Genomic DNA, 19,199 nt, shown 5'->3' on the forward strand with positions numbered 1-19,199 from the left:
GTGTCCCCAGACCCTGGGCGCTGTTGGTGGGGACACGCACGAGTGCATGTCCCCGACCCTAGAAGGCCGGCCAGTCGTCCAGGCTGTCGATCTCGCGCCAGGCCCTGACGCACGCATTCACCGGGTCCTTGCCGATGAAGATCGCCGCCTCGGCCCAGCGGCGCCGCAGCAGGCCGACCAGCGGCTTGCCGCCCTGGTTGATCCAGCGGCGCATCTCGTCGGGCACGGCGGTCTTCTCGCCCGCGTTCAGCTTGCGCAGCAAGGTCGAGGTGCGCAGCGCGCCGTCGCCGAGATTGTAGGTCCACGAGATCAGGGCCGCGGCCTCATGGGCCCGCAGCGGGGTGCGCACCCGGGCGTGGACGTCCATGGCCGCGCGCTTCATGTCGCGCATCAAGAGCTTGACCGCCTGGGCCTCGCTGATGGCCGGGGTCGAGGGCGTGACGGGCTTGCCGGCCGCGTCGCGGATGGTGCCGTAGCCGATGGTCCAGGTGCCGCCCGGCAGGGCGCCGTTGTCGTCATAGGGCTTGGCGAAGAAGCCCTCCACCCGTTTGACGACCGTGGTCGCGGCCTCGGGCACCGTCACGCCGTCCCAGGGATCGTTGTCGGCCATGGTGCTCGCCCTCCGAATGTGGAGGGCGAGTGTTCACCTGTCGGGCGAGCGCGGCAAGCCGTGAACGCTCAGTCGCCGGTCGCCATCACCCAGACCTGGGGGAACTGCCGCTCGAACCGGCCCAGGGCCTGGGCGTCGAGGCGGGCGATCAGGCGCACGCCGCCGTCTCCTTCGTCTTCACGGCTCTCGACCCGGCCGTTGCGATAGATCCAGGCCAGGGCCTCGCCGTCCGAGGCGGACAGGCGCACCGCCACCGGCGGGGTGTCGTCGATCAGGCCGCCGACGCGCTTGAGCAGCTCGGCGCAGCCCTCGCCCGTGACGGCCGAGACCGGCGAGGCGCCCTGCCGCCGGGCCTGGCCCTCGAGAATCTCGCGGGCCTCGCCGTCGACCAGGTCGATCTTGTTCCAGACCTCGATCAGGGTCTTGCCGTCCTCGGCCTCGCCGTCGTCGCCCAGCACGGCCAGCTCGGCCAGCACCTTCTGGACGTCGCGGGCCTGGGCGTCGGTGTCGGGATTGGCCACGTCGCGCACGTGCAGCACGACGTCGGCCTCCTGCACCTCCTCCAGGGTGGCGCGGAAGGCTTCGACCAGCTCGTGCGGCAGGTCCGAGATGAAACCGACGGTGTCGGACAGGATCGCCGGCCGCCCGTCGGGCAGCTTCACGGTGCGCAGGGTCGGGTCCAGGGTGGCGAAAAGCATGTCCTGGGCCACGACCGTGGCGTTGGTCAGCCGATTGAACAGGGTCGACTTGCCGGCGTTGGTGTAGCCGACCAGGGCCACCGTCGGGTACGGGACCTTCTTGCGGGCCGAGCGGTGCAGGGTGCGGGTGCGCCGCACCTCCTCCAGCTCGCGCTTGAGCTTGCCGATCGTGCCGGCGATCAGGCGGCGGTCCAGTTCGATCTGGGTTTCGCCGGGGCCGCCGGTCGAGCCCGTGCCGCCGCGCTGGCGCTCAAGGTGGGTCCAGGTGCGGACCAGGCGCGAGCGTTCGTAGTCGAGCCTGGCCAGCTCGACCTGCAGCTTGCCCTCGCGGGTGCGGGCCCGGCGGGCGAAGATCTCGAGGATCAGGCCCGTGCGGTCGATGACCTTGACGCCCAGGCCGCGCTCGAGATTGCGCTGCTGGACCGGGGTCAGCTGGTCGTCGAAGACGGCGACGTCGATCTTCTCGACCTCGCAGATGGCCTTCAGCTCGTCGACCTTGCCGCTGCCGAACAGGGTGGCCGGGGTCACCTGGCGCAGAGGGGCGATCATCGTCTCGACCACGTCGAGATCGAGGGCGATCGCCAGGCCGACGGCTTCCTCGAGACGCGCGTTGGGATCACGCGCCTCGATGGCCGCCTGGCCGCGCGCCGGGCGCACGGGATGGATCACGAACGCCCGGAAGATCGGCGCAGCGTGGTCGATGGACTTGGAGGTGGACTTCGTCAAACCCTAGGAATCAATCGTCTTGATCAGCGCTCGGCTCGTACAGCTGCACGGGCTGGGCCGGCATGATCGTCGAAATGGCGTGCTTGTAGACCAGTTGGGACTGGCCGTCGCGGCGGAGCAGGACGCAGAAATTGTCGAACCAGCTGACGACACCCTGCAGCTTCACGCCGTTCACCAGGAAGATGGTCAGCGGCGTCTTCGACTTGCGCACGCTGTTCAGGAACGTGTCCTGAAGGTTCTGTTTTTTTTCGGTCGACATGGGGATTCCCCTCTTATTGTTTTGGAGGGCCACACGCCCCCCACACAAACGAGTTCAGACTAAAGCATTTTTCGCCAGTTGGTATGACCAATCGGCGAAGAAAATGCGCTAAGGCGTGTAAACCTAGACTATCGTCCTAGATCGCCGCCGCTTTCGCGCGCTCGATATAGAGACGCCGAAGCCGCGTCGCCACTGGTCCGGGCTTGCCGTCGCCGATTTGCGCGCCGTCGACGCTGACGATCGGCAGCACCAGGGTGCCGGCCCCGGTGATGAAGGCTTCCTGGGCGGCCTTGGCCTCCTCCACCGTGAACGGCTGCTCGGCGACCGGCAGGCCGGCCTCGGCGATCACCTCCAGCAGGCTGGAGCGGGTGATCCCGCGCAGGATGTTGGCCTGGGTGTCGCGGGTGCGCAGGCGGCCCTGGGCGTCGACGATCCAGGCGTTGGACGAAGCGCCTTCGGTGACCAGGCCCAACTCGTCGACGAACCAGGCCTCGACCGCGCCGCGCTCGCGCGCCGCCTGCTTGGCCAGGGCGTTGGGCAGCAGGCCGATCGACTTGATGTCGCAGCGGCCCCAGCGGTTCTCGGGCACGGTGATCACCGACTGGCCCTTGGCGGCCTTGGCCTCGGCGGCCACGCGGTCGACGCGCTTGGCGGTGACCACGACCGACGGCGGCACGGCCGGATTGGGGAAGGCGTGGTCGCGCGGGGCCGTGCCCCGGGTGACCTGCAGATAGACCATGCCCTCGGTCACCTTGTTGCGGCGGATGGCCTCGCGCAGCACCACGGTCAGGGCCTTCTCGGTCATCGGGTGGGCGATCTTCAGCTCGTCCAGGCTGCGCCACAGCCGCGTGAAGTGGCCGGTCGCGTCGGCCAGCTTGCCCCCGAACACCGCCCATACCTCGTAGACGCCGTCGGCCAGCTGGTAGCCCCGGTCCTCGATATGGACCGTGGCGTCGCCGTGGCGGATAAAGCGGCCGTTGACGTAGGCGAAACGCGACATTTCTCGGTGTTCCTTCAAGCCATCCACAAACCGCTCATCCCGGCGAATGCCGGGACCCAGATGGAATGGCCGTGGGGATGACGCCTTTGGCGCATCGCTATTCCAGTCAGCCGCTCCGCTTTGGGATCTGGGTCCCGGCATTCGCCGGGATGAGCGGATATCGGGAGTTACTCTTCCTCTTCGACTCGTGCACCTGCGACGCCCAAGGATTTGAGTTTCCGGTGCAGGGCCGAGCGCTCCATGCCGATGAAGTTGGCCGTGCGCGAGATGTTGCCGCCGAACCGCAGGATCTGGGCGTTCAGGTACTCGCGCTCGAACAGTTCGCGGGCCTCGCGCAGCGGCAGGGCGATGATGCGTTCGGCCCCGATCGCCCCGGCGTTGCCGCCGGACGGCTGTTCGTTGGCGTTCAGCATCTCGGCGGTGATCAGGTCGCCGGGCTCGCCCGAAGCCAGGATCAGCATGCGCTCGACGTTGTTGCGCAGCTGGCGGACGTTGCCCGGCCAGGCCTGGACCTGCAGGGTCGCCAGGGCGTCCTCGCCCAGCCGCCGCCGCTGCAGGCCGGTGGCCTCGCAGACGCGATCGACGAAGTAGCTGATCAGTTCGGGGATGTCCTCCCGGCGCTCCGACAGGCCCGGCACGCGCACCGGCACCACGTTCAGGCGGTGGAACAGGTCCTCGCGGAATCGTCCGGCGGCGATCTCGTCGCGCAGCTCGCGCGAGGTCGAGGAGATGACCCGCACGTCCACCTGGACGTCGCTGTCGCCGCCCACGCGGCGGAAGCGCTGCTCGACCAGGACCCGCAGGATGCGGCTCTGGGTCTCGCGCGGCATGTCGGCCACTTCGTCGAGATACAGGGTGCCGCCGTGGGCGCGTTCGAACACCCCGATCTTGCGCGGGCGACCGCCCTCGCCTTCCTCGCCGAACAGCTCGACGTCCAGGCGCTCGGGCGCCATGCCCGCGGCGCTGACCGCCACGAACTCGTTGCGCGAGCGGCCGCTGGAGCCGTGGATCAGCCGCGCCACCAGCTCCTTGCCCGAACCGGGCGGGCCCGAGACGAGCACGCGGCTGTTGGCCGGGGCGACCTTGGCGATCAGCTGGCGCAGGGCCTGGGCCGCCGCCGACTTGCCCATCAGGCCGTCGGACGTGAAGCTCTGCACCCGCAGGCGGCGGTTCTCGCGCTTGAGGTTGGCCGCTTCCAGGGCCCGTTCGACCACCAGTAGCAGGCGGTCGGACTTGAACGGCTTCTCCAGGAACTCGTAGGCCCCGCGCTTGATGGCGCTGACGGCGGTCTCGATGTTGCCGTGGCCCGAGATCATGATCACCGGCAGGTCGGGGTCCAGGGCCTTGACCATGTCGAGCAGCTCCAGCCCGTCCATGCCCCCGCCCTGCATCCAGATGTCCAGCACCAGCAGCGCGGGCTTGCGCGCCCTCAGGGCGGCCAGCGCCTGGTCGGAGTCGGCCGCCACCCGCACCGCGTAGCCCTCATCCTCCAGGATGCCGGCCACCAGTTCGCGGATATCGACTTCGTCGTCGACCACAAGCACGTCAGCGCTCATATCATCTCCTCTACGCCGGTCTGGGCGTTGGCGGCGGCGAGCCGCGCGGTCGTGGGGAACTTCAGGATGACCCGGGCGCCGGTTCCGTTCAGCGCGTCGGTCAGGACCAGTTCGCCTTCATGGTCCTCCATGATCCGCTTGACGATCGCCAGCCCGAGGCCGGTGCCCTTCTCGCGGGTCGTGACATAGGGTTCGGTCAGGCGGTCGCGGTCCTTGGCGGGCAGGCCCACGCCGTTGTCCTCGACCACCAGGCACAGGTGCTCGTCGTCCGAGACCAGGCTGGCGACGATGCGGCCCGGCGGCTCCGGCGAGGCTTGGCGGCGCGCGCCGACCGCCTCGCCGGCGTTCTTCAGGATGTTGGTCAGGGCCTGGCCCACCATGCGGGCGTCGCAGCTGATCCAGACGTCCTCTTCGGGGTCTTCCAGCACCACCTCGGTCTCGGCGTCGACGAAGCGTTGGGCGAAGACGGCCTGGCGCAGCATCTCGGTCAGGTCGGCCGGAGCGAAGCGCGGCGCGGGCATCCGGGCGAAGGCCGAGAACTCGTCGACCATCCGGCCGATGTCGCCGACCTGGCGGATGATGGTCTCGGTGCAGCGGTCGAAGGTGTCCAGGTCGCCGGTGATGTCCTTGCGGTACTTGCGGCGGATGCGCTCGGCCGACAGCTGGATCGGCGTCAGCGGGTTCTTGATCTCGTGGGCGATCCGACGGGCGACGTCCTTCCAGGCGGCGTTGCGCTGGGCGGCCATCAGGCGGGTGATATCGTCGAAGGTCAGCACCAGGCTCTCGGCCGCGTGGCCGGCGCCGCGGAAGCGCAGCCGGCGGGTCTCGCCGCCGCGCACCACGTCGATCTCGACCTCGGCGTTGGGACGGCCGCCGCTGATCTCCTGCATCACGGTTTCCAGCTCGGGCGCGACCTCGACCAGCGGCTGGCCCACCGCGCCCTCGTCCAGGGCCAGCAGGTCGCCGGCCCGGCGGTTCAGCGCGGTGATCCGCCCCTCGGCGTCCAGGCCGACCACGCCGGCGCTGACGCCCGACAGCACGGTCTCGATGAACTGGCGGCGCGACTCGGCGTCCAGGCTGGCCACCTTCAGGGCCGCCTGCTGGGCCTGGAGGTCGGTGGTCATCATGTTGAAGGCCACCGACAGGGCGCGGATCTCCTCCGGACCGATCTCGACGTCCACCCGGGCGTCCAGGTCGCCGGCCGAGACTCGGCCGGCCGCCTGCACCAGGCCGGACACCGGCGCGGCGATCGAGTTGGCGGCGGCGATGCCCACCCAGACGGCGGCCACCAGCACCAGCAAAGCGGTCTCGATGTAGCTGAGGCCGAAGATCACCTGGATCCGCGCCTGGTTCTTGGCCGCCTCGCGGTACGAGATCAGCGACGCCTCGGACTCGATCAGGTGGGCCAGGATGCCCTTGTCGATCGGCCGGGCGATATAGAGGTAGGCGTCGGGGAAGGCCTTCAGGCGGTACAGCGCCCGGAACAGGTCCTCGTCGACGAAACGCTGCGAGGTGATGTCGCCGGTGTCGGTCCGGCGGAAGCTGGACGGCGGCGGGGCCAGGAACGGCGGAGCCTCGTCGGTCTCGGCCCGCGCCAGGATGCGGCCGTCGCGGTCCAGCACATAGGCGGCGGAGAAGCCGTTGTCGTCGGCCAGGCCGCGCAGGAAGTGCCCGAACGCCACCGGCGATTCGGCCAGGGTCGGGGCGGCCTGGTTCAGGGTGCCGGCCATCGGGCCGACGTGCTGGCTGATATAGGTGGTCTGCTCGGTGACGTAGGAGCGCGCCACGGTGGCCGAGTTCTCGACCACGGTGCGGACGCGCTCGCTGAACCAGGCGTCGACCCCGCGGTTGACCAGCACGCCGAAGAACAGGGCCACGATCACCGCGGGCGCCACGGCGGCCACCGAGAACAGGCCGACGAAGCGCAGGTGCAGGCGCGCGCCGGCGTCGCTGGCCCGGGCGTCCACCAGGTCCAGCAGCCGCCAGCCGACGATGCCGGCGATACAGAGGATCAGGGCCAGGTTGAAGCCCAGCACGACCAGGATGACGGTGGTGGCCGGCCCGATCGGCCCGGTGGCCGGCGGCGACGAGGCCAGGCCGACCGCCGTCGCGGTCAGGGCGATCGCCACCCCGTAGGCGCCGCCGAGCGTGAAGCGCGAGCGCAACAGCTCTCGCCACCAGGCCCGGCTGAACCGGGTCGGCGGTCCTTCAAGCTCCAGCACGGATGGAACGGACGCCATTGATCAAGTTTAAGGTGGACTGTGCCCCAAACTCAACAGGTATGTGCCTATTCGGCGTCAGGCTTGGCGTTGGAGTGCGTTCACTTGCACGCGACCCCCTCCGTCCGGGCTCGAAAGTGCGGCGGAGGGGCCCGTCGGTGAGGCTTCAGCGGCGCCCGCGCGTCATCTCGACGCCCAGGTCCTGGATCTTCTTGCGCAGGGTGTTGCGGTTGAGCCCCAGGATCTCCGCAGCCCGAACTTGATTGCCGCGCGTGGCCGACAAGGTCAGCTGGATCAGCGGGCGCTCCACCTCCTGCAGCACGCGGTCGTAGAGGCCGGCGGCCGGCACGCCGTCGGGCTGGTCGGCGAAGTGCGACGACAGGTGACGCTCGACCAGGCTGGCCAGGGTGACCGGCCCCTCGTCCGCGTGGGCGGCCGGGGTGTGGTCCTGCAGTTCGCGATCGACGATCCGGGCGGTGATCAGCTCCTCGGCGTAGAGGGCGCACATCCGCCGGATCAGGTTCTCCAGCTCGCGCACGTTGCCGGGCCAGGCATGGCTTTTCATGCGGTCCAGGGCGCTCTGGTCGATGGTCTTCGCGGGAAGCCCTTCGCGGGCGGCGCGCAGCAGGAAGGTGCGGGCCAGGTCCGGGATGTCCTCGGTGCGGTCGCGCAGCGGCGGCAGGCGCACGGGCGCGACGTTCAGGCGGAAGAACAGGTCCTCGCGGAACAGGCCCTGGTTGATCAGCCCGCGCAGGTCGCGGTTGGTGGCGGCGATGATCCGCACGTTGGGGCGACGGCCGGTCTTGGGGTTGAGCACCGGCTCGGTGCCGTCGATCACCCGCAGCAGGCGCGTCTGGGCGTCCAGCGGCATGTCGCCGATCTCGTCCAGGAACAGGGTGCCGCCGTCGGCCTCGATCAGGCGGCCGTTGTCGCCGTCGCCCCGGCCGAACAGCTCGGCCTCGACCCGCTCGCGCGGCACGGCGGCCAGGTTGATGACCACGAACTTGCCGTCGCGACGGCGGCCCAGCTCGTGCAGGGCGCGGGCCACCAGCTCCTTGCCGGTGCCGCTCTCGCCCAGGATCAGCACCGTCAGGTCGGCGCCGACCAGGCGGGCGATGGTGCGGTAGACCTCCTGCATCGGGGCCGAGCGGCCGATCAGCGGCAGCCGCTCGTCGCGCATGGCTCGGGCCTGGGCCTTGGAGGCCTCGGCGTCGGCCGGACGCGACAGGGCCCGGCGCGCGGCGGCGGTGACGTCGTCCAGGTCGAACGGCTTGGAGACGTATTCGAACGCCCCGGCGTCGGCGGCGTTGACCGCCGTCAGCAGGGTGTTCTGGGCGCTCATCACGATGATCGGCAGTTTGGGGCGTTCCTTGCGGATGCGCGGCAGCACGTCGAAGACGTTCTCGTCGGGCATCATCACGTCGGTGACGACCAGGTCGCCCTCCCCGTCCATGACCCACTTCAGCAGGGTCGTGGCGTTGCCCGTCGCCCGCACCTGATAGCCCAGCCGGGTGAAGGCCTGGCTGAGCACCAGCCGCACCGAGCTGTCGTCGTCGGCGATCAGGATCTTCTTGCTGGCGGCGTTCATGCGTGGGCGTCTCCAGTGGAGGGGGCAAGCTTCTCGGAAGCCATCGGCAGCAGCACGCGGAACACGGTGCGGCCGGGCTCGGATTCGAAGTCGATCAGGCCGCCGTGGCTGGTCACCAGCTTGGTGACCAGGGCCAGGCCCAGGCCGGTGCCGTTGGCCTTGGTGGTGACGAACGGCTGGAACAGGTGGTCGCGCAGGCTCTGGGGCACGCCGGGGCCGTTGTCCTGCACGCGGATCTCGATCGGCGCGCCGGCCGCGGCCTTGCCGTCGGCCCCGCGCACCCGGACGCCGGGGCGCCAGGCGGTGTGGATCGACAGCATCCCTTGGCCGTCGCCGCGCGAATGGGCGGCCTCGGCGGCGTTCTTCACCAGGTTCAGGAACACCTGGATCAGGTGGTCCTCGTCGCCCCAGACGTCGGGCAGCGACGGGTCGTAGTGCTCGCGCAGGATCAGGCCGTCGGCCACGCCGTTGACGACCAGGGCCCTCACCCGGTCCAGCACCTGGTGAATGTTGACCGCCTCGCGCGGCCCGGGGACCTGATCGGAGAAGGCCTCCATGCGGTCCACCAGCCGGCGGATGCGGTCGGTCTCGTCCATGACCAACTGGGCCAGGGGCTGGTCGGCGGCGCTGGCGCCGGTCTTCAGCAGTTGGGCCGCGCCGCGGATGCCGGCCAGCGGGTTCTTGATCTCGTGGGCCAGCATGCGGCCCAGGCCCACCACCGAGCGCAGGCCGGCGGCGTCGGTGGCCCGCTCGACGCCCAGCACGCCCTTGACGTGCAGGGTCAGCATCACCGAGCCGTCGCCCAGCGGCGCGGCGGCGCCGTCGGCCTCGAAGGGCGGCTGGCCGAACAGATTGACTTCGACCCCGTGCTCGCGGACCAGGGCGCCTTCGAACAGGGCGCGGTCCATCATCGAGACCAGCACCGAGCCTGGCGGCAGGGCGGCGCGGAAGCGCCCCCGGGCCAGTAGCGACAGGCCCTGGCCGAACAGGGCCTCGGCGGCCTCGTTGACCGCCACCAGCGCGCCGTCGCGGTCGATCACCAGGGCGGGTTCGGGGCTGAGGTCGAAGGCCGCGATCTTCAGGCTGTCGGAAACCTTGGTCGGAGCCATGCGGGCGTGGTCGGTCATGCGGCCAGCCTCCGATCGCCCAGCCACAGGGCGGCCAGGCCGTCCTCGACGGCGGACGGGTCGTCCAGCCGGCACAGGGCGGCGCGGGCGGCGCGGCGCGCCTCCTCGCTGTCCGGCCACGGCGCGGCCTCGATGTACGAGGCCAGGTGCTTGCGGAACATCTTCAGGCCCAGGCTCTGGCCGTAGAAGTCGAGGCTGCGGCGGAAATGGGTGACGGCGATGGCCAGGCGCTCCTCGGCGTCCGGCTCACGGAAGCCCTCGCCGCGCAGCGCCGCCTCGATGGCCTGGGCGATCCAGGGGCGGCCGTAGACGCCCCGGCCGATCATCACACCGTCGGCGCCGGACTGGTCCAGCGCCGCCCGGGCGGTGTCGCCGTCGACGATGTCGCCGTTGACCAGGACCGGCACGCCGACCGTCGCCTTGACGGCCGCCACGGCCTCCCAGTCGGCCTGGCCCTTGTAGAACTGGCAGCGGGTGCGGCCGTGGACGGTGATCGCCTGGGCGCCGGCGTCGACGGCCCGGCGGGCGATGTCGGCGGCGTTGCGGCTGTCGTCGTCCCAGCCCAGGCGCATCTTGACGGTGACGGGCACATCGACGGCCTCGACGGCGGCGGCGACCAGGGCCTCGGCCAGGTCCGGCTCGCGCATCAGGGCCGAGCCCGAGGCCGCGCCCTTGGTGACTTCCTTGGCCGGGCAGCCGAAGTTCAGGTCGATGATCTGGGCCCCGGCGTCGGCGGCCATCCTCGCGCCCTGGGCCATGAAGCCGGGATCGCGGCCGACCAGCTGGACAACCATCAGCGGCAGGCCGTCGCCCACGGCGGCGCGGCGCACGACGTCGGGCCGCCCCTTCGCGAATTCCGCGCAGGCCACCATCTCGGTCGCCACATAGGCCGCGCCGAGGCGGGTGGCGGTTTCCCTGAAAGGCAGATCGGAAACGCCCGTCATCGGCGCGATCCAAACACGCCCGGGCACCTCGACCTTGCCGACTGCGAGACTGTTGCTCATTTTATATGCATCCCCACCGCACTGTTTTTAGGCAATTTGTGCGGCGCCGTAAAGGCTCTTCTCTGGACAAGTTTCTTCGGGCGGATAAACAGCCCGCATGACCTTCTCCGCCGTCATCGTCGCCGCTGGTTCCGGTACCCGGGCCGGCCCCGGCCAGGCCAAGCAATGGCGCGTCCTGGCGGGCAAGACCGTCCTGCGATGGTCGGCGGAAGCCCTGCTGGCCGGCGGCGCGCAAAAGCTCGTGATCGTGGCCGATCCCGAGGCGCGCCCACAGCTGGACGAGGCGCTGGACGGCCTGGCGGGCTGGACCACGACCGCCGGCGGCGCGACTCGCGCCCTTTCCGTCCAGGCCGGCCTGGCGGCCCTCGCCGACCGCGCGGCCGACGAACCGGTGCTGATCCACGACGCCGCCCGCCCCTTCCTCGGCGCCGCAACAATCGTCTCGGTGCTGAAGGCCCTGGACGACGCCGACGGCGCGATTCCGGCCTTGCCGGTCGCCGATACGCTGAAAAGCGGGGCGCTGGATTCCAGCGTCGTCACAAAACCGCGTAACGACCTGTGGCGGGCCCAGACCCCCCAGGCGTTCCGCCGCGACCGACTGCTGGCCGCCTACGCCGCTTGGACGGGACCGGACGAACCCACCGACGACGGCCAGGTGGTCGAACGCCACGGCGGCCGCGTCGTCGTCGTTCCCGGCGACCCGATGCTTATGAAGCTGACCTATCCGGAGGACTTCGCCATGGCCGAGACGTTGGCGGGCCGCGCGCGCATCACCCGCATGGGCCAGGGCTTCGACGCCCACCGCTGGGGCCCGGGTGAGTCGGTGTGGCTGTGCGGCGTCGAGATCGCCCACGACGAGACCCTGATCGGCCACTCCGACGCCGACGCGGGCCTGCACGCCCTGACGGACGCCATCCTGGGCGCGATCGGCGAAGGCGACATCGGCGACCACTTCCCGCCCACCGATCCGCAATGGAAGGGCGCGGCCTCGGACAAGTTCCTGATCCATGCCGCCAATCTGGTCCGCCAACGCGGCGGAAGTCTGGTCAATGTCGACGTGACGCTGATCTGCGAGCGGCCCAAGATCAAACCGCACCGGGCGGCGATGCGCGAACGCCTGGCCCAGATCCTGGACCTGCCGCTGGACCGGGTCAGCGTCAAGGCGACGACGACCGAGGGCATGGGCTTCACCGGCCGCGGCGAAGGCCTGGCCGCCCAGGCGATCGCCGTGGTCGAGACGCCGGCCTGAGGCTCTGGACGACGATGGGGACACACACTCACCCCATCCACATTGCCATTCGACCGCTGACCGTGGTGTGAGTGTGTGTCCCCGCCTTCGGCGCAGGAGTTCGCGATGTTCCCGCTCGAAATCCAGACCCTGGCCCGCCTGCTGATCGACGAAGCCCGCGGCAGGTCGCTGCGGCTGGCCGCGGCCGAGAGCTGCACGGGCGGGCTCGTGGCCGGGGCGATCTGCAACATCGCCGGGGCGTCCGACGTCTTCGAGCGCGGCTTCGTCACCTACACCAACCGGGCCAAGAGCGAGATGCTGGGCGTGCCGGGCGACCTGATCGCCGACCACGGGGCGGTGTCGGAAGTCGTCGCGCGGATGATGGCCGAGGGCGCGCTGGAGGCCAGCAACGCCCATGTGGCGGTCGCCATCACCGGCGTGGCCGGACCCGGCGGCGGCTCGCCGCTGAAGCCCGTCGGCACGGTGCATTTCGCCGTCGCCCGGGCCAACCGCTCGGTCGTCCACCGTCACGAGCTGTTCGACGGCGAGACGCGCGAGGGCGTGCAGCTGGCCGCCGTGCGCACCGCCTTGGAGATGCTGCGCGAGGCCGTGGCCTAGATGCCGGAGACCGCGCCCAGCGACTGGCGACGCTTCGTCGGCCTGGAGCTTTCCCGGACCGCCCTGGCCAAGGCCGCCGCGCGCCAGACCGAGCTGCGCCACGCCATCCGGGTGTCATCGGCCGTGGTGGCCGCCTACGCCCTGGCCACCCTGCTGCGCCTGCCCCAGGGCTACTGGGCGGTGTTCACCGCCGTGATCATCGTCCAGTCCAGCCTGGGCGCGACCATCACCGCCTCGATCGAGCGGCTGATGGGCACCGCCGTGGGGGCCGCGGTCGGGGCCGGAGCGGCCATGGTCCACGCCCGCTTCCCCGAGGCCGGCGGCCCGATCCTGGCCGTGACCGCCGCCCTGCTGGCCTTCCTGGCCGCCGTCCGCCCGGCCTTCAAGGTCGCGCCGGTGACCGCCGTGATCATGCTGATCGGCACGACAACCCACATGGACCCGCTGGTGGCTGCCTTCCTGCGGGTGGCCGAGATCACGGTCGGCAGCGTGGTCGGCATCGCCGCCACCCTGCTGATCTTCCCGGCCCGCGCCCACGCCACCGTGGTCGACAACGCCAACAAGGTGGCCGAGCTGCTGGCCGACCTCCTGGAGCACTACGCCCTGAAGCTGAAGGGCGGCGCGACCGACCTGGAGGCGCGCGGCCACTATGACGACACGCTCAAGGCCCTGTCCAAACTGCAGACGGCCATGACCGAGGCCGATCGCGAGAGCGCCAGCCGGCTCAGCGACCATTCGGTGACGGACGCCCTGCCCCGCACCCTCTGGCGGCTGCGCAACGACAGCGTGATGATCGGCCGGGCGCTGCGCGAGGCCTTCCCCTCGCCCGGCCTGGCCTTGCCGTCGGCGGCCATGCTGAACGCCAGCGCCGTGTTCCTGAGGGCCTGCGCCGCCCTGCTGTCGGGCGGTCCCCGCCCCGACCGCCTGGCCTTCGCCGAGGCCCACCAGGCGTTCCAGGGGGCGGTCGAGACCCTGCGGGCCGGCGGCGGCACCCGGGCCCTGGCCTTCGACGACGCGGCGCGGGTCTTCGGCCTGGTGTTCGCGATCGAGAACCTGTTCGGCAACCTCGGCGACTTCGAGGAGCGGGTCGAGGAGACCGTCGGCAAGCGCGCCTAGCGCGAACGCGGGTCAGCGACTAGCTAAGCGGCATGTCTTCTCTCGCCCTCACCGTCTTCCAGGGTCGCGCCGGCGACCGCAATCCGCGCGGCGCGGCCGGCGCCCTGGCCGTGGGCGCGGCGCTCGAGGCCCGCCTGGGCCTGGCCGCCGAGCACGTGGGCGCCCAGGCCCCGCCCCTGGCGGCCGGCTGGTCCAAGGAGTTGGAGGCGGCCCGTCCAGGGTTTGAGGCCCTGGCGGCGCGCCTGGACGCCGTGCTGGCCGACGGCAAGGCGTCGCTGGTGACCCAGGGCCGGTGCGCGGCCTCGATCGCCGCCCTGCCCGTCGTGCTGCGCCACCATCCCGACGCCCTGGTCGTGTGGTTCGACGCCCACGGCGACTGCAACCAGCCCGCCCATTCCACGACCGGCTACCTGGGCGGCATGGTGCTGACCGCCGCCGCCGGGGTCTGGGACAGCGGCCTGGGCCGCGGGCTGCACCTGGCCGACGTCGTGCTGGTCGGGGCGCGGGACCTGGATCCGTGCGAGGCCGCCCTGATCGCCGGCGGCGGACCCCGGCTGGTGGCGGCCGGCCCGGGGATCGCCCGGCGCCTGGCCGAGGCGATCGGCGACCGGCCGGTCTATGTGCATCTGGATTGCGACGTGCTGGACCCGGGGCTGGTCCCGACGGAATACAGCGTGGAGAACGGTCTCTCCTTCGCCGATCTGCGAGAGGCCGGTGCGGTCCTGGCCCGCAACCGGGTGATCGGCCTGGAGATCGCCGAGTTCGAGGACGTCTTCGCCGCGACGGGCGCGCCCGGCGACGTCGACGCCCTGCTGGACGCCCTGGCCCCGCTGATCGCGCGCCTGGCGTCCTAACCGCCCTACCCGGCCAGGTACGGCTTGTAGCTCTTCTCCTCGACAATGTCGGAACCCGCCAGGGTGTTGATCTGGCGCTTCACGGCCGCGCGGCGGTCGTTGTCGACATAGACGCGGCGGGCCAGCTCGACGAATCGCGGGCCGAAGTCCTGACGACGCTCGCAGTCGCGCTTGCCGTCCTCGATGTCCCAGAGGGCGGCGTTGATCTCGGTCAGCTGGTCGGTCAGGTCGTCCAGCTCCGGCGAGGACGTGAGTTCGCGCGCGGCGATCTCTTCCAGCAGGGCCAGCTCTTTGCGGACATTGGCCTCCTTGGCCGCGTCGCCGATCCGCGCGGCCTTGACCCGCAGGATAGTGATCTTGTCGATCAGTTCGCCGGCCGAGACGGGGGCTAGGATGGGCATGTCAGGAGGCTCCGGCGATCAGGCGTTGCAGGGCGGCCTCCACCACGTCGAGCGGCAGGGCGGCCATGTCCTGTCCGTAGTCCTCCGCGACCAGCAGCTCAAGACGGCGCGCGGCGGGGCGGAACTTGACCGCCTTGCGATGGGTCTTTTGCAGCGACAGCAGGGGCGCGCCACCGGCCGCCAGCATGTGGCCCGGGCCGGCGTCGTTGGCGACGGCGGCGGTCAGGCGTCCGGCCAGGGCGATGGCCAGCATCGGCCCCTTCACCTGCGGGAAGCCGTCGGTGCGGTCCTTCTCGGGGAACAGGGCCTCGGGGACCGCTTCGCGCGCCGCCTGGGCGTCGGCCGCCTCGTCGGGACCGAAGAAGAACACCGCCTTGCGGCCGGACGCCTCGATGCAGCGGGCCAGCTCCAGGTAGCGCTCCAGCGGCCAGCGCTTGTCCTGGCCGCCCGCGCCGGGCGCGAGGCCGACATAGACCGGTCCGCCGAGACGGGCGGTGGGCAGCAGGGCGCGGGCGGCGTCGGCGGCGGCGGGATCGGTCAGGGTCAGGGGACGCGGCGCGCCCGTCCCGTCGGTGGCCAGGGCCAGCAGCCGGGCCAGGCGCTCGACCACGGCGGCCGGCCAGCCGGACTTGCGGGCCTGGGCGGCGGCCGAAACGAACGAACCCCCATTTGCGACCGCGCGGCGGGCCACCAGGCTGCGGCGCAGGTTCTCCTGGGTGTCGATCACCAGGTCGAAGGTCCGCCCGCCGAACGGCTTGACCCAGGGCAGCACGTCCAGCGGCGCGTCGCCGGTCGGACCGTCGGTCAGGATCTCGTCGACATAGCCGGCCACCACGCCTTTCAGCGGGCCGGCATAGACCGTTTCGCCCTTGGCGGCGCACCAGGTGATCCTGGCTTGGGGAAAGGCGGTGCGCAGGCCGGCGATGAACGGCAGCTTGATCAGCCCGTCGCCGATCACCTCGCCCATGGAATAGATCAGGATCGTCTGGACCATGGCCCGCCTTAGGCCGCCGCGCGCGTCCAGGTCAACGCGGAACGGCGAATGTGAGTAATCACTTGCAAGGCGTGGGAGGCGTGCTAGCTTCGCGCCATGAACGCCAAGCCCAAGATCGAACGCGCCGCCCTCGAGGTCTTCGTCGAGCGCGGCGTCGACGCGGCCACCACCAAGCTGATCGCCGCCAAGGCCGGCGTGTCGGAGGGCGCGATCTACCGCCACTGGAAGAGCAAGGACGAGCTGGCCGTGGGCCTGTTCATGACCACGCACCGGCGGCTTTCCGACCTGATCTCGGTCAATGCCGACATGGCGACGGGTATCCAGGCCAAAGCCGCCGCCGTGGTCCGCGCCTATTGCACCGTGGCCGACGAGGACTGGCTGCTGTTCGCCTTCCACCTGCTGCAGCTGCACCACTTCCTGCCCTACTACCAGGAGGACGGCCTGGACCCGGTGTCGGTGGTCGAGGGGCTGATCAAGCGTGCGATGATGGACGCCGAACTGCCGCCGGGCGACCCGCGCGTCGTCGCGGCCATGGCCATGGGCGTGATCACCCAGACCGCCCAGAACAAGGCCTACGGCCGCCTGGGCGATGACGACCTTTCCGCTCATGCTCCCCTGATGACGGCGGCCGTCCAGGCCGTGCTTTCCGCCCGATAACCCCGCCCCGAAGGGCTCCTTGGGACAACGAACCATGCGCAGCGCGCTGTTCAACGCCTACTACTGGGTTCTGTCGATCTTCTACGGCCTGTCGGCCGCCCTCTCCGCCCTGCTCCCGGGCCGCAAGCCGATCGCCTTCGCGCTGCGGCTCTACAGCCAGCGGATGATCTGGGCCCTGCGCGTCTTCGCCGGGGTCAGGATCGAGCTGAAGGGCCAGGAGAACCTGCCCAAGGGCGCCTTCATCATCGCCGCCAAGCACCACAGCTGGGGCGACGGCTTCGTGATGTTCGCCAATGTCGACAATCTCAGCTTCGTGACCGGCGACCATCTGGAGAAGTTCCCGCTGGTCGGGGCGATCCTCAAGAAGTTCGGCGCCATCGTGGTCGACAGCTGCGGCGGGCCCGAAGCCCGCAAGGCCCTGTCGCAGAGCGCCGCCCAGGTGGCCGCCGAAGGCCGCCGCATCCTGATCTATCCGGAGGGCCACCTGGCCGCGCCGGGCGAGCGGTTCCGCTACCGCACCGGCGTCTACCACATGAGCCAGGACTTCGGCCTGCCGGTCGTGCCGGTGGCGACGAACCTGGGCTGCTTCTGGAAGCAGCAGGACAAGACGAAGACCCCGGGCACGGCCACCATCGAGTTCCTGCCGCCCCTGCCCCAGGGCCTGTCCAAGAGCGCGTTCATGGCCAAGATGGAAGAGGTCATCGAGACCCGCACCAACCAGCTGATCGCCCAGGCGCGCGGCGAGCCGGTCAAGCCGTCGGTGCTGGTCGAGTGGAACGGGCGGAAGAACATTCCGACGAGGCCGGAGACGGCGGTTGTCTAGTCGCGGTGGGCCGGCCTTCGAACTTCCATCCAGCCGTGCGTTCCATCTCGCCGCGCCCTACGGAGCGGCCGTCTCCGCCCTAGGCCTGTCCACGGTGATCGCGTTATCGACCAGCGACGGGATGGCCTATGCGATCATGGCGGCGACGGGCGTCACCGTGATCTTCTGGCTGTGTCTGGTGCGTCGGGCCTTTCGAGACGTGGGCGGCCTGGCCTGGCTCACGATCCCGAGCGGCGTGATGGCCGTCCTCGCGGTCACGCCGTTCCCCTGCATCACGGGCGCCTGCCTGTTCGGGAAAGGCTGCCTCTGAAGTCGTGCGGAAAGAGCCGTATCGAAGACTTGCGATTCTTCCTGAGGTCGATAATTCTCAAATCACTTCCATAGGTGGTCTTCATGCGCTCGACCTACACTTCGATCGACGCAGCGGCGCCGCTTCGGCCGGCAAGGGCGTCGCGCGGCCGCCGCATCCTGGCCTTCGTGGTCGGGGCGATCTGGCTGGTGCTGACGGTCCCGGCCCTGGGCCTGGCCGCCATGTCGGTGATGGCGTCGGACGGCGGCGTGAACGCGGCCATCTACACCTTCGTCTACGCCTGTTTCGCCCTGCCGCTGACGACCTTGCTGGCGGCGGTCGGCGGCTTCGTCAGCGGGGGCACGGGGCGGATGCGCTTCCTGGCCATAGGTTCGGTCCTGCCCTTCGTGGCCCTGGCGGTGGCCTTCGGGGCGATCGCCTTCGGCGCGGGGACGGCCCCGACGACCTGAGGTCCTAGACCTCGACCGGACACTCGGCCGGCACGGGAACGAAGGTGCCGTCCTCCCGGCGCCTGGCGAAATGGGCCTGGGCGCACGGGGCCGAGCACAGCAGGCCCGTGTCGGACCAGTACAGCGGCGCCTCGTCCTCGTGACGAAAGCGCGGCGCGCCCCACGGCAGGCCGCATTCGATGCAGGATGGCGTGCGGGCCAGCATCAGTCCAAAGCCTCCGGCGCGGGCTGGATCGTCACGCTCTCGCCGCAGCCGCAGGCGTCGGTCTCGTTCGGGTTGTTGAACACGAACTTCGACGACAGCTTGGTGGTCTCGTAGTCGATCGTGGTGCCGATCAGGAACAGCACGGCCTTGGGGTCGATCAGGATGGTGACGCCCTGGTCCTCGACCACCTCGTCGATTGGGCCCTTCTCGGCCGCGTATTCGAAGATGTATTCCGAGCCCGCGCAGCCGCCGTTCTTCACGCCCACCCGCAGCCCGGCATAGGGCTTATCGGCCCGGTCCATGATCTCCTTCACCCGCGCGGCGGCGGCCGGCGTCAGGGTGACGACCTTGGGTCGGGGGCGACGAACGCGCGGGGTGACGGCGGTTTCCATGGCTTTCGAACCGATCAGAACATGTTCAGTTGCAGCTTGGCCTCGTCGCTCATCCGCGAGGGGTCCCACGGCGGCTCGAACACCAGGTCGACGTGGCACGACTTGATATCCGGGATCTCCATGACCGCGTCCTTGACCCAGCCCGGCATCTCGCCGGCCACCGGGCAGCCCGGGGCGGTCAGGGTCATGTCGATGGCCACGTCCTTCTCGTCGCTGACGTCGACCTTGTAGATCAGGCCCAGCTCGTAGATGTCGACCGGGATTTCCGGGTCGAACACGGTCTTGAGCTTCTCGATCAGCTGGTCGGTCAGGCGGTCGAGTTCGGCCTGAGGGATCGCGGACGTGGTGGCGGGTTCGGTCATGAG

Annotated in this window: 22 protein-coding genes; 8 read left to right on the forward strand and 14 right to left on the reverse strand. The window is 70.4% G+C overall.

The annotated features are described in order from the left end of the window. Window positions 1–58: 58 nt before the first annotated feature. From WAE60_RS02840 to dusB, 9 genes are all read right to left on the reverse strand, one after another. A complete protein-coding gene (locus tag WAE60_RS02840; protein WP_337684873.1) occupies window positions 59–610 on the reverse strand; it encodes a lysozyme in 552 nt (183 codons plus the stop codon). A 68-nt stretch (window positions 611–678) separates the two neighbouring features. Beyond that, window positions 679–2,034 carry a GTPase HflX gene (gene hflX / locus WAE60_RS02845; protein ID WP_029917269.1) on the reverse strand — a complete coding sequence of 452 codons (1,356 nt, stop codon included), beginning with the start codon at window positions 2,032–2,034 and terminating at the stop codon, window positions 679–681. Window positions 2,035–2,044: 10 nt separating this feature from the next. Further along, window positions 2,045–2,293: an RNA chaperone Hfq gene (hfq, locus tag WAE60_RS02850; protein ID WP_012286640.1), complete on the reverse strand. Its 249-nt coding sequence runs from the start codon at window positions 2,291–2,293 to the stop codon at window positions 2,045–2,047. A gap of 136 nt (window positions 2,294–2,429) precedes the next feature. After that, the gene (locus tag WAE60_RS02855) at window positions 2,430–3,293 is read right to left on the reverse strand and encodes a D-amino-acid transaminase (RefSeq protein WP_337684880.1); all 864 of its coding nucleotides are present in this window, start codon (window positions 3,291–3,293) and stop codon (window positions 2,430–2,432) included. A 167-nt stretch (window positions 3,294–3,460) separates the two neighbouring features. Next, complete coding sequence (locus WAE60_RS02860) at window positions 3,461–4,849, reverse strand: sigma-54 dependent transcriptional regulator (protein WP_029917271.1); 1,389 nt, start codon at window positions 4,847–4,849, stop codon at window positions 3,461–3,463. Continuing rightward, window positions 4,846–7,089: a PAS domain-containing sensor histidine kinase gene (locus WAE60_RS02865; protein ID WP_337684881.1), complete on the reverse strand. Its 2,244-nt coding sequence runs from the start codon at window positions 7,087–7,089 to the stop codon at window positions 4,846–4,848. Before WAE60_RS02865 ends, WAE60_RS02860 begins: the two co-directional genes overlap by 4 nt. A 145-nt stretch (window positions 7,090–7,234) precedes the next feature. Beyond that, window positions 7,235–8,656, reverse strand: coding sequence for a sigma-54-dependent Fis family transcriptional regulator (locus tag WAE60_RS02870; protein WP_029917273.1), 1,422 nt, complete (start codon window positions 8,654–8,656; stop codon window positions 7,235–7,237). Continuing rightward, window positions 8,653–9,783 (reverse strand): ATP-binding protein, encoded by a 1,131-nt coding sequence (locus tag WAE60_RS02875; protein WP_029917274.1) that lies wholly within the window; start codon window positions 9,781–9,783, stop codon window positions 8,653–8,655. The genes WAE60_RS02870 and WAE60_RS02875 overlap by 4 nt, the downstream gene beginning before the upstream one ends. Beyond that, window positions 9,780–10,787 (reverse strand): tRNA dihydrouridine synthase DusB, encoded by a 1,008-nt coding sequence (dusB, locus tag WAE60_RS02880; RefSeq protein ID WP_337684882.1) that lies wholly within the window; start codon window positions 10,785–10,787, stop codon window positions 9,780–9,782. The genes WAE60_RS02875 and dusB overlap by 4 nt, the downstream gene beginning before the upstream one ends. 97 nt (window positions 10,788–10,884) lie before the next feature. Between dusB and WAE60_RS02885 the strand changes: the two genes are divergently transcribed. The 4 genes from WAE60_RS02885 to WAE60_RS02900 all read left to right on the forward strand — a co-directional run bounded on the left by WAE60_RS02885 (window position 10,885) and on the right by WAE60_RS02900 (window position 14,603). Beyond that, complete coding sequence (locus tag WAE60_RS02885; RefSeq protein ID WP_337684883.1) at window positions 10,885–12,036, forward strand: bifunctional 2-C-methyl-D-erythritol 4-phosphate cytidylyltransferase/2-C-methyl-D-erythritol 2,4-cyclodiphosphate synthase; 1,152 nt, start codon at window positions 10,885–10,887, stop codon at window positions 12,034–12,036. A gap of 105 nt (window positions 12,037–12,141) precedes the next feature. Then, window positions 12,142–12,633, forward strand: coding sequence for a CinA family protein (locus WAE60_RS02890; RefSeq protein WP_029917277.1), 492 nt, complete (start codon window positions 12,142–12,144; stop codon window positions 12,631–12,633). Further along, window positions 12,634–13,749: an FUSC family protein gene (locus WAE60_RS02895; RefSeq protein ID WP_029917278.1), complete on the forward strand. Its 1,116-nt coding sequence runs from the start codon at window positions 12,634–12,636 to the stop codon at window positions 13,747–13,749. A 32-nt stretch (window positions 13,750–13,781) separates the two neighbouring features. Next, the gene (locus WAE60_RS02900; RefSeq protein ID WP_337684884.1) at window positions 13,782–14,603 is read left to right on the forward strand and encodes an arginase family protein; all 822 of its coding nucleotides are present in this window, start codon (window positions 13,782–13,784) and stop codon (window positions 14,601–14,603) included. 5 nt (window positions 14,604–14,608) lie between these two features. On the opposite strand, the gene WAE60_RS02905 is transcribed toward WAE60_RS02900, so the two are convergent. Then, window positions 14,609–15,004, reverse strand: coding sequence for a DUF6165 family protein (locus WAE60_RS02905; RefSeq protein ID WP_029917280.1), 396 nt, complete (start codon window positions 15,002–15,004; stop codon window positions 14,609–14,611). A gap of 1 nt (window position 15,005) precedes the next feature. Further along, window positions 15,006–15,998, reverse strand: coding sequence for a glycosyltransferase family 9 protein (locus WAE60_RS02910; RefSeq protein WP_337684887.1), 993 nt, complete (start codon window positions 15,996–15,998; stop codon window positions 15,006–15,008). A 96-nt stretch (window positions 15,999–16,094) separates the two neighbouring features. Between WAE60_RS02910 and WAE60_RS02915 the strand changes: the two genes are divergently transcribed. The 4 genes from WAE60_RS02915 (at window position 16,095) to WAE60_RS02930 (ending at window position 18,237) form a co-directional block, all read left to right on the forward strand. Next, a complete protein-coding gene (locus WAE60_RS02915) occupies window positions 16,095–16,655 on the forward strand; it encodes a TetR/AcrR family transcriptional regulator (RefSeq protein WP_029917282.1) in 561 nt (186 codons plus the stop codon). Between the two features lie 34 nt (window positions 16,656–16,689). After that, a complete protein-coding gene (locus tag WAE60_RS02920) occupies window positions 16,690–17,478 on the forward strand; it encodes a lysophospholipid acyltransferase family protein (RefSeq protein ID WP_337684888.1) in 789 nt (262 codons plus the stop codon). After that, window positions 17,471–17,788 carry a hypothetical protein gene (locus WAE60_RS02925; RefSeq protein ID WP_337684889.1) on the forward strand — a complete coding sequence of 106 codons (318 nt, stop codon included), beginning with the start codon at window positions 17,471–17,473 and terminating at the stop codon, window positions 17,786–17,788. The genes WAE60_RS02920 and WAE60_RS02925 overlap by 8 nt, the downstream gene beginning before the upstream one ends. Before the next feature lie 83 nt (window positions 17,789–17,871). Further along, window positions 17,872–18,237 carry a hypothetical protein gene (locus WAE60_RS02930; protein WP_337684891.1) on the forward strand — a complete coding sequence of 122 codons (366 nt, stop codon included), beginning with the start codon at window positions 17,872–17,874 and terminating at the stop codon, window positions 18,235–18,237. 4 nt (window positions 18,238–18,241) lie between these two features. Here the strand turns inward: WAE60_RS02930 and WAE60_RS02935 are convergent, their stop codons facing one another. From WAE60_RS02935 to WAE60_RS02945, 3 genes are read right to left on the reverse strand one after another with little or no spacing between them, the layout of a single operon-like run. Further along, window positions 18,242–18,442 carry a hypothetical protein gene (locus WAE60_RS02935; protein WP_337684892.1) on the reverse strand — a complete coding sequence of 67 codons (201 nt, stop codon included), beginning with the start codon at window positions 18,440–18,442 and terminating at the stop codon, window positions 18,242–18,244. Beyond that, window positions 18,442–18,834: an iron-sulfur cluster assembly accessory protein gene (locus tag WAE60_RS02940; protein ID WP_029917287.1), complete on the reverse strand. Its 393-nt coding sequence runs from the start codon at window positions 18,832–18,834 to the stop codon at window positions 18,442–18,444. Before WAE60_RS02940 ends, WAE60_RS02935 begins: the two co-directional genes overlap by 1 nt. Window positions 18,835–18,848: 14 nt before the next feature. Continuing rightward, a complete protein-coding gene (locus WAE60_RS02945; RefSeq protein ID WP_029917288.1) occupies window positions 18,849–19,196 on the reverse strand; it encodes an SUF system Fe-S cluster assembly protein in 348 nt (115 codons plus the stop codon). Between the last annotated feature and the right edge of the window lie 3 nt (window positions 19,197–19,199).

Origin of the sequence: Caulobacter sp. CCG-8, from assembly GCF_037402475.1 — a bacterium.
Lineage (GTDB): Bacteria > Pseudomonadota > Alphaproteobacteria > Caulobacterales > Caulobacteraceae > Caulobacter.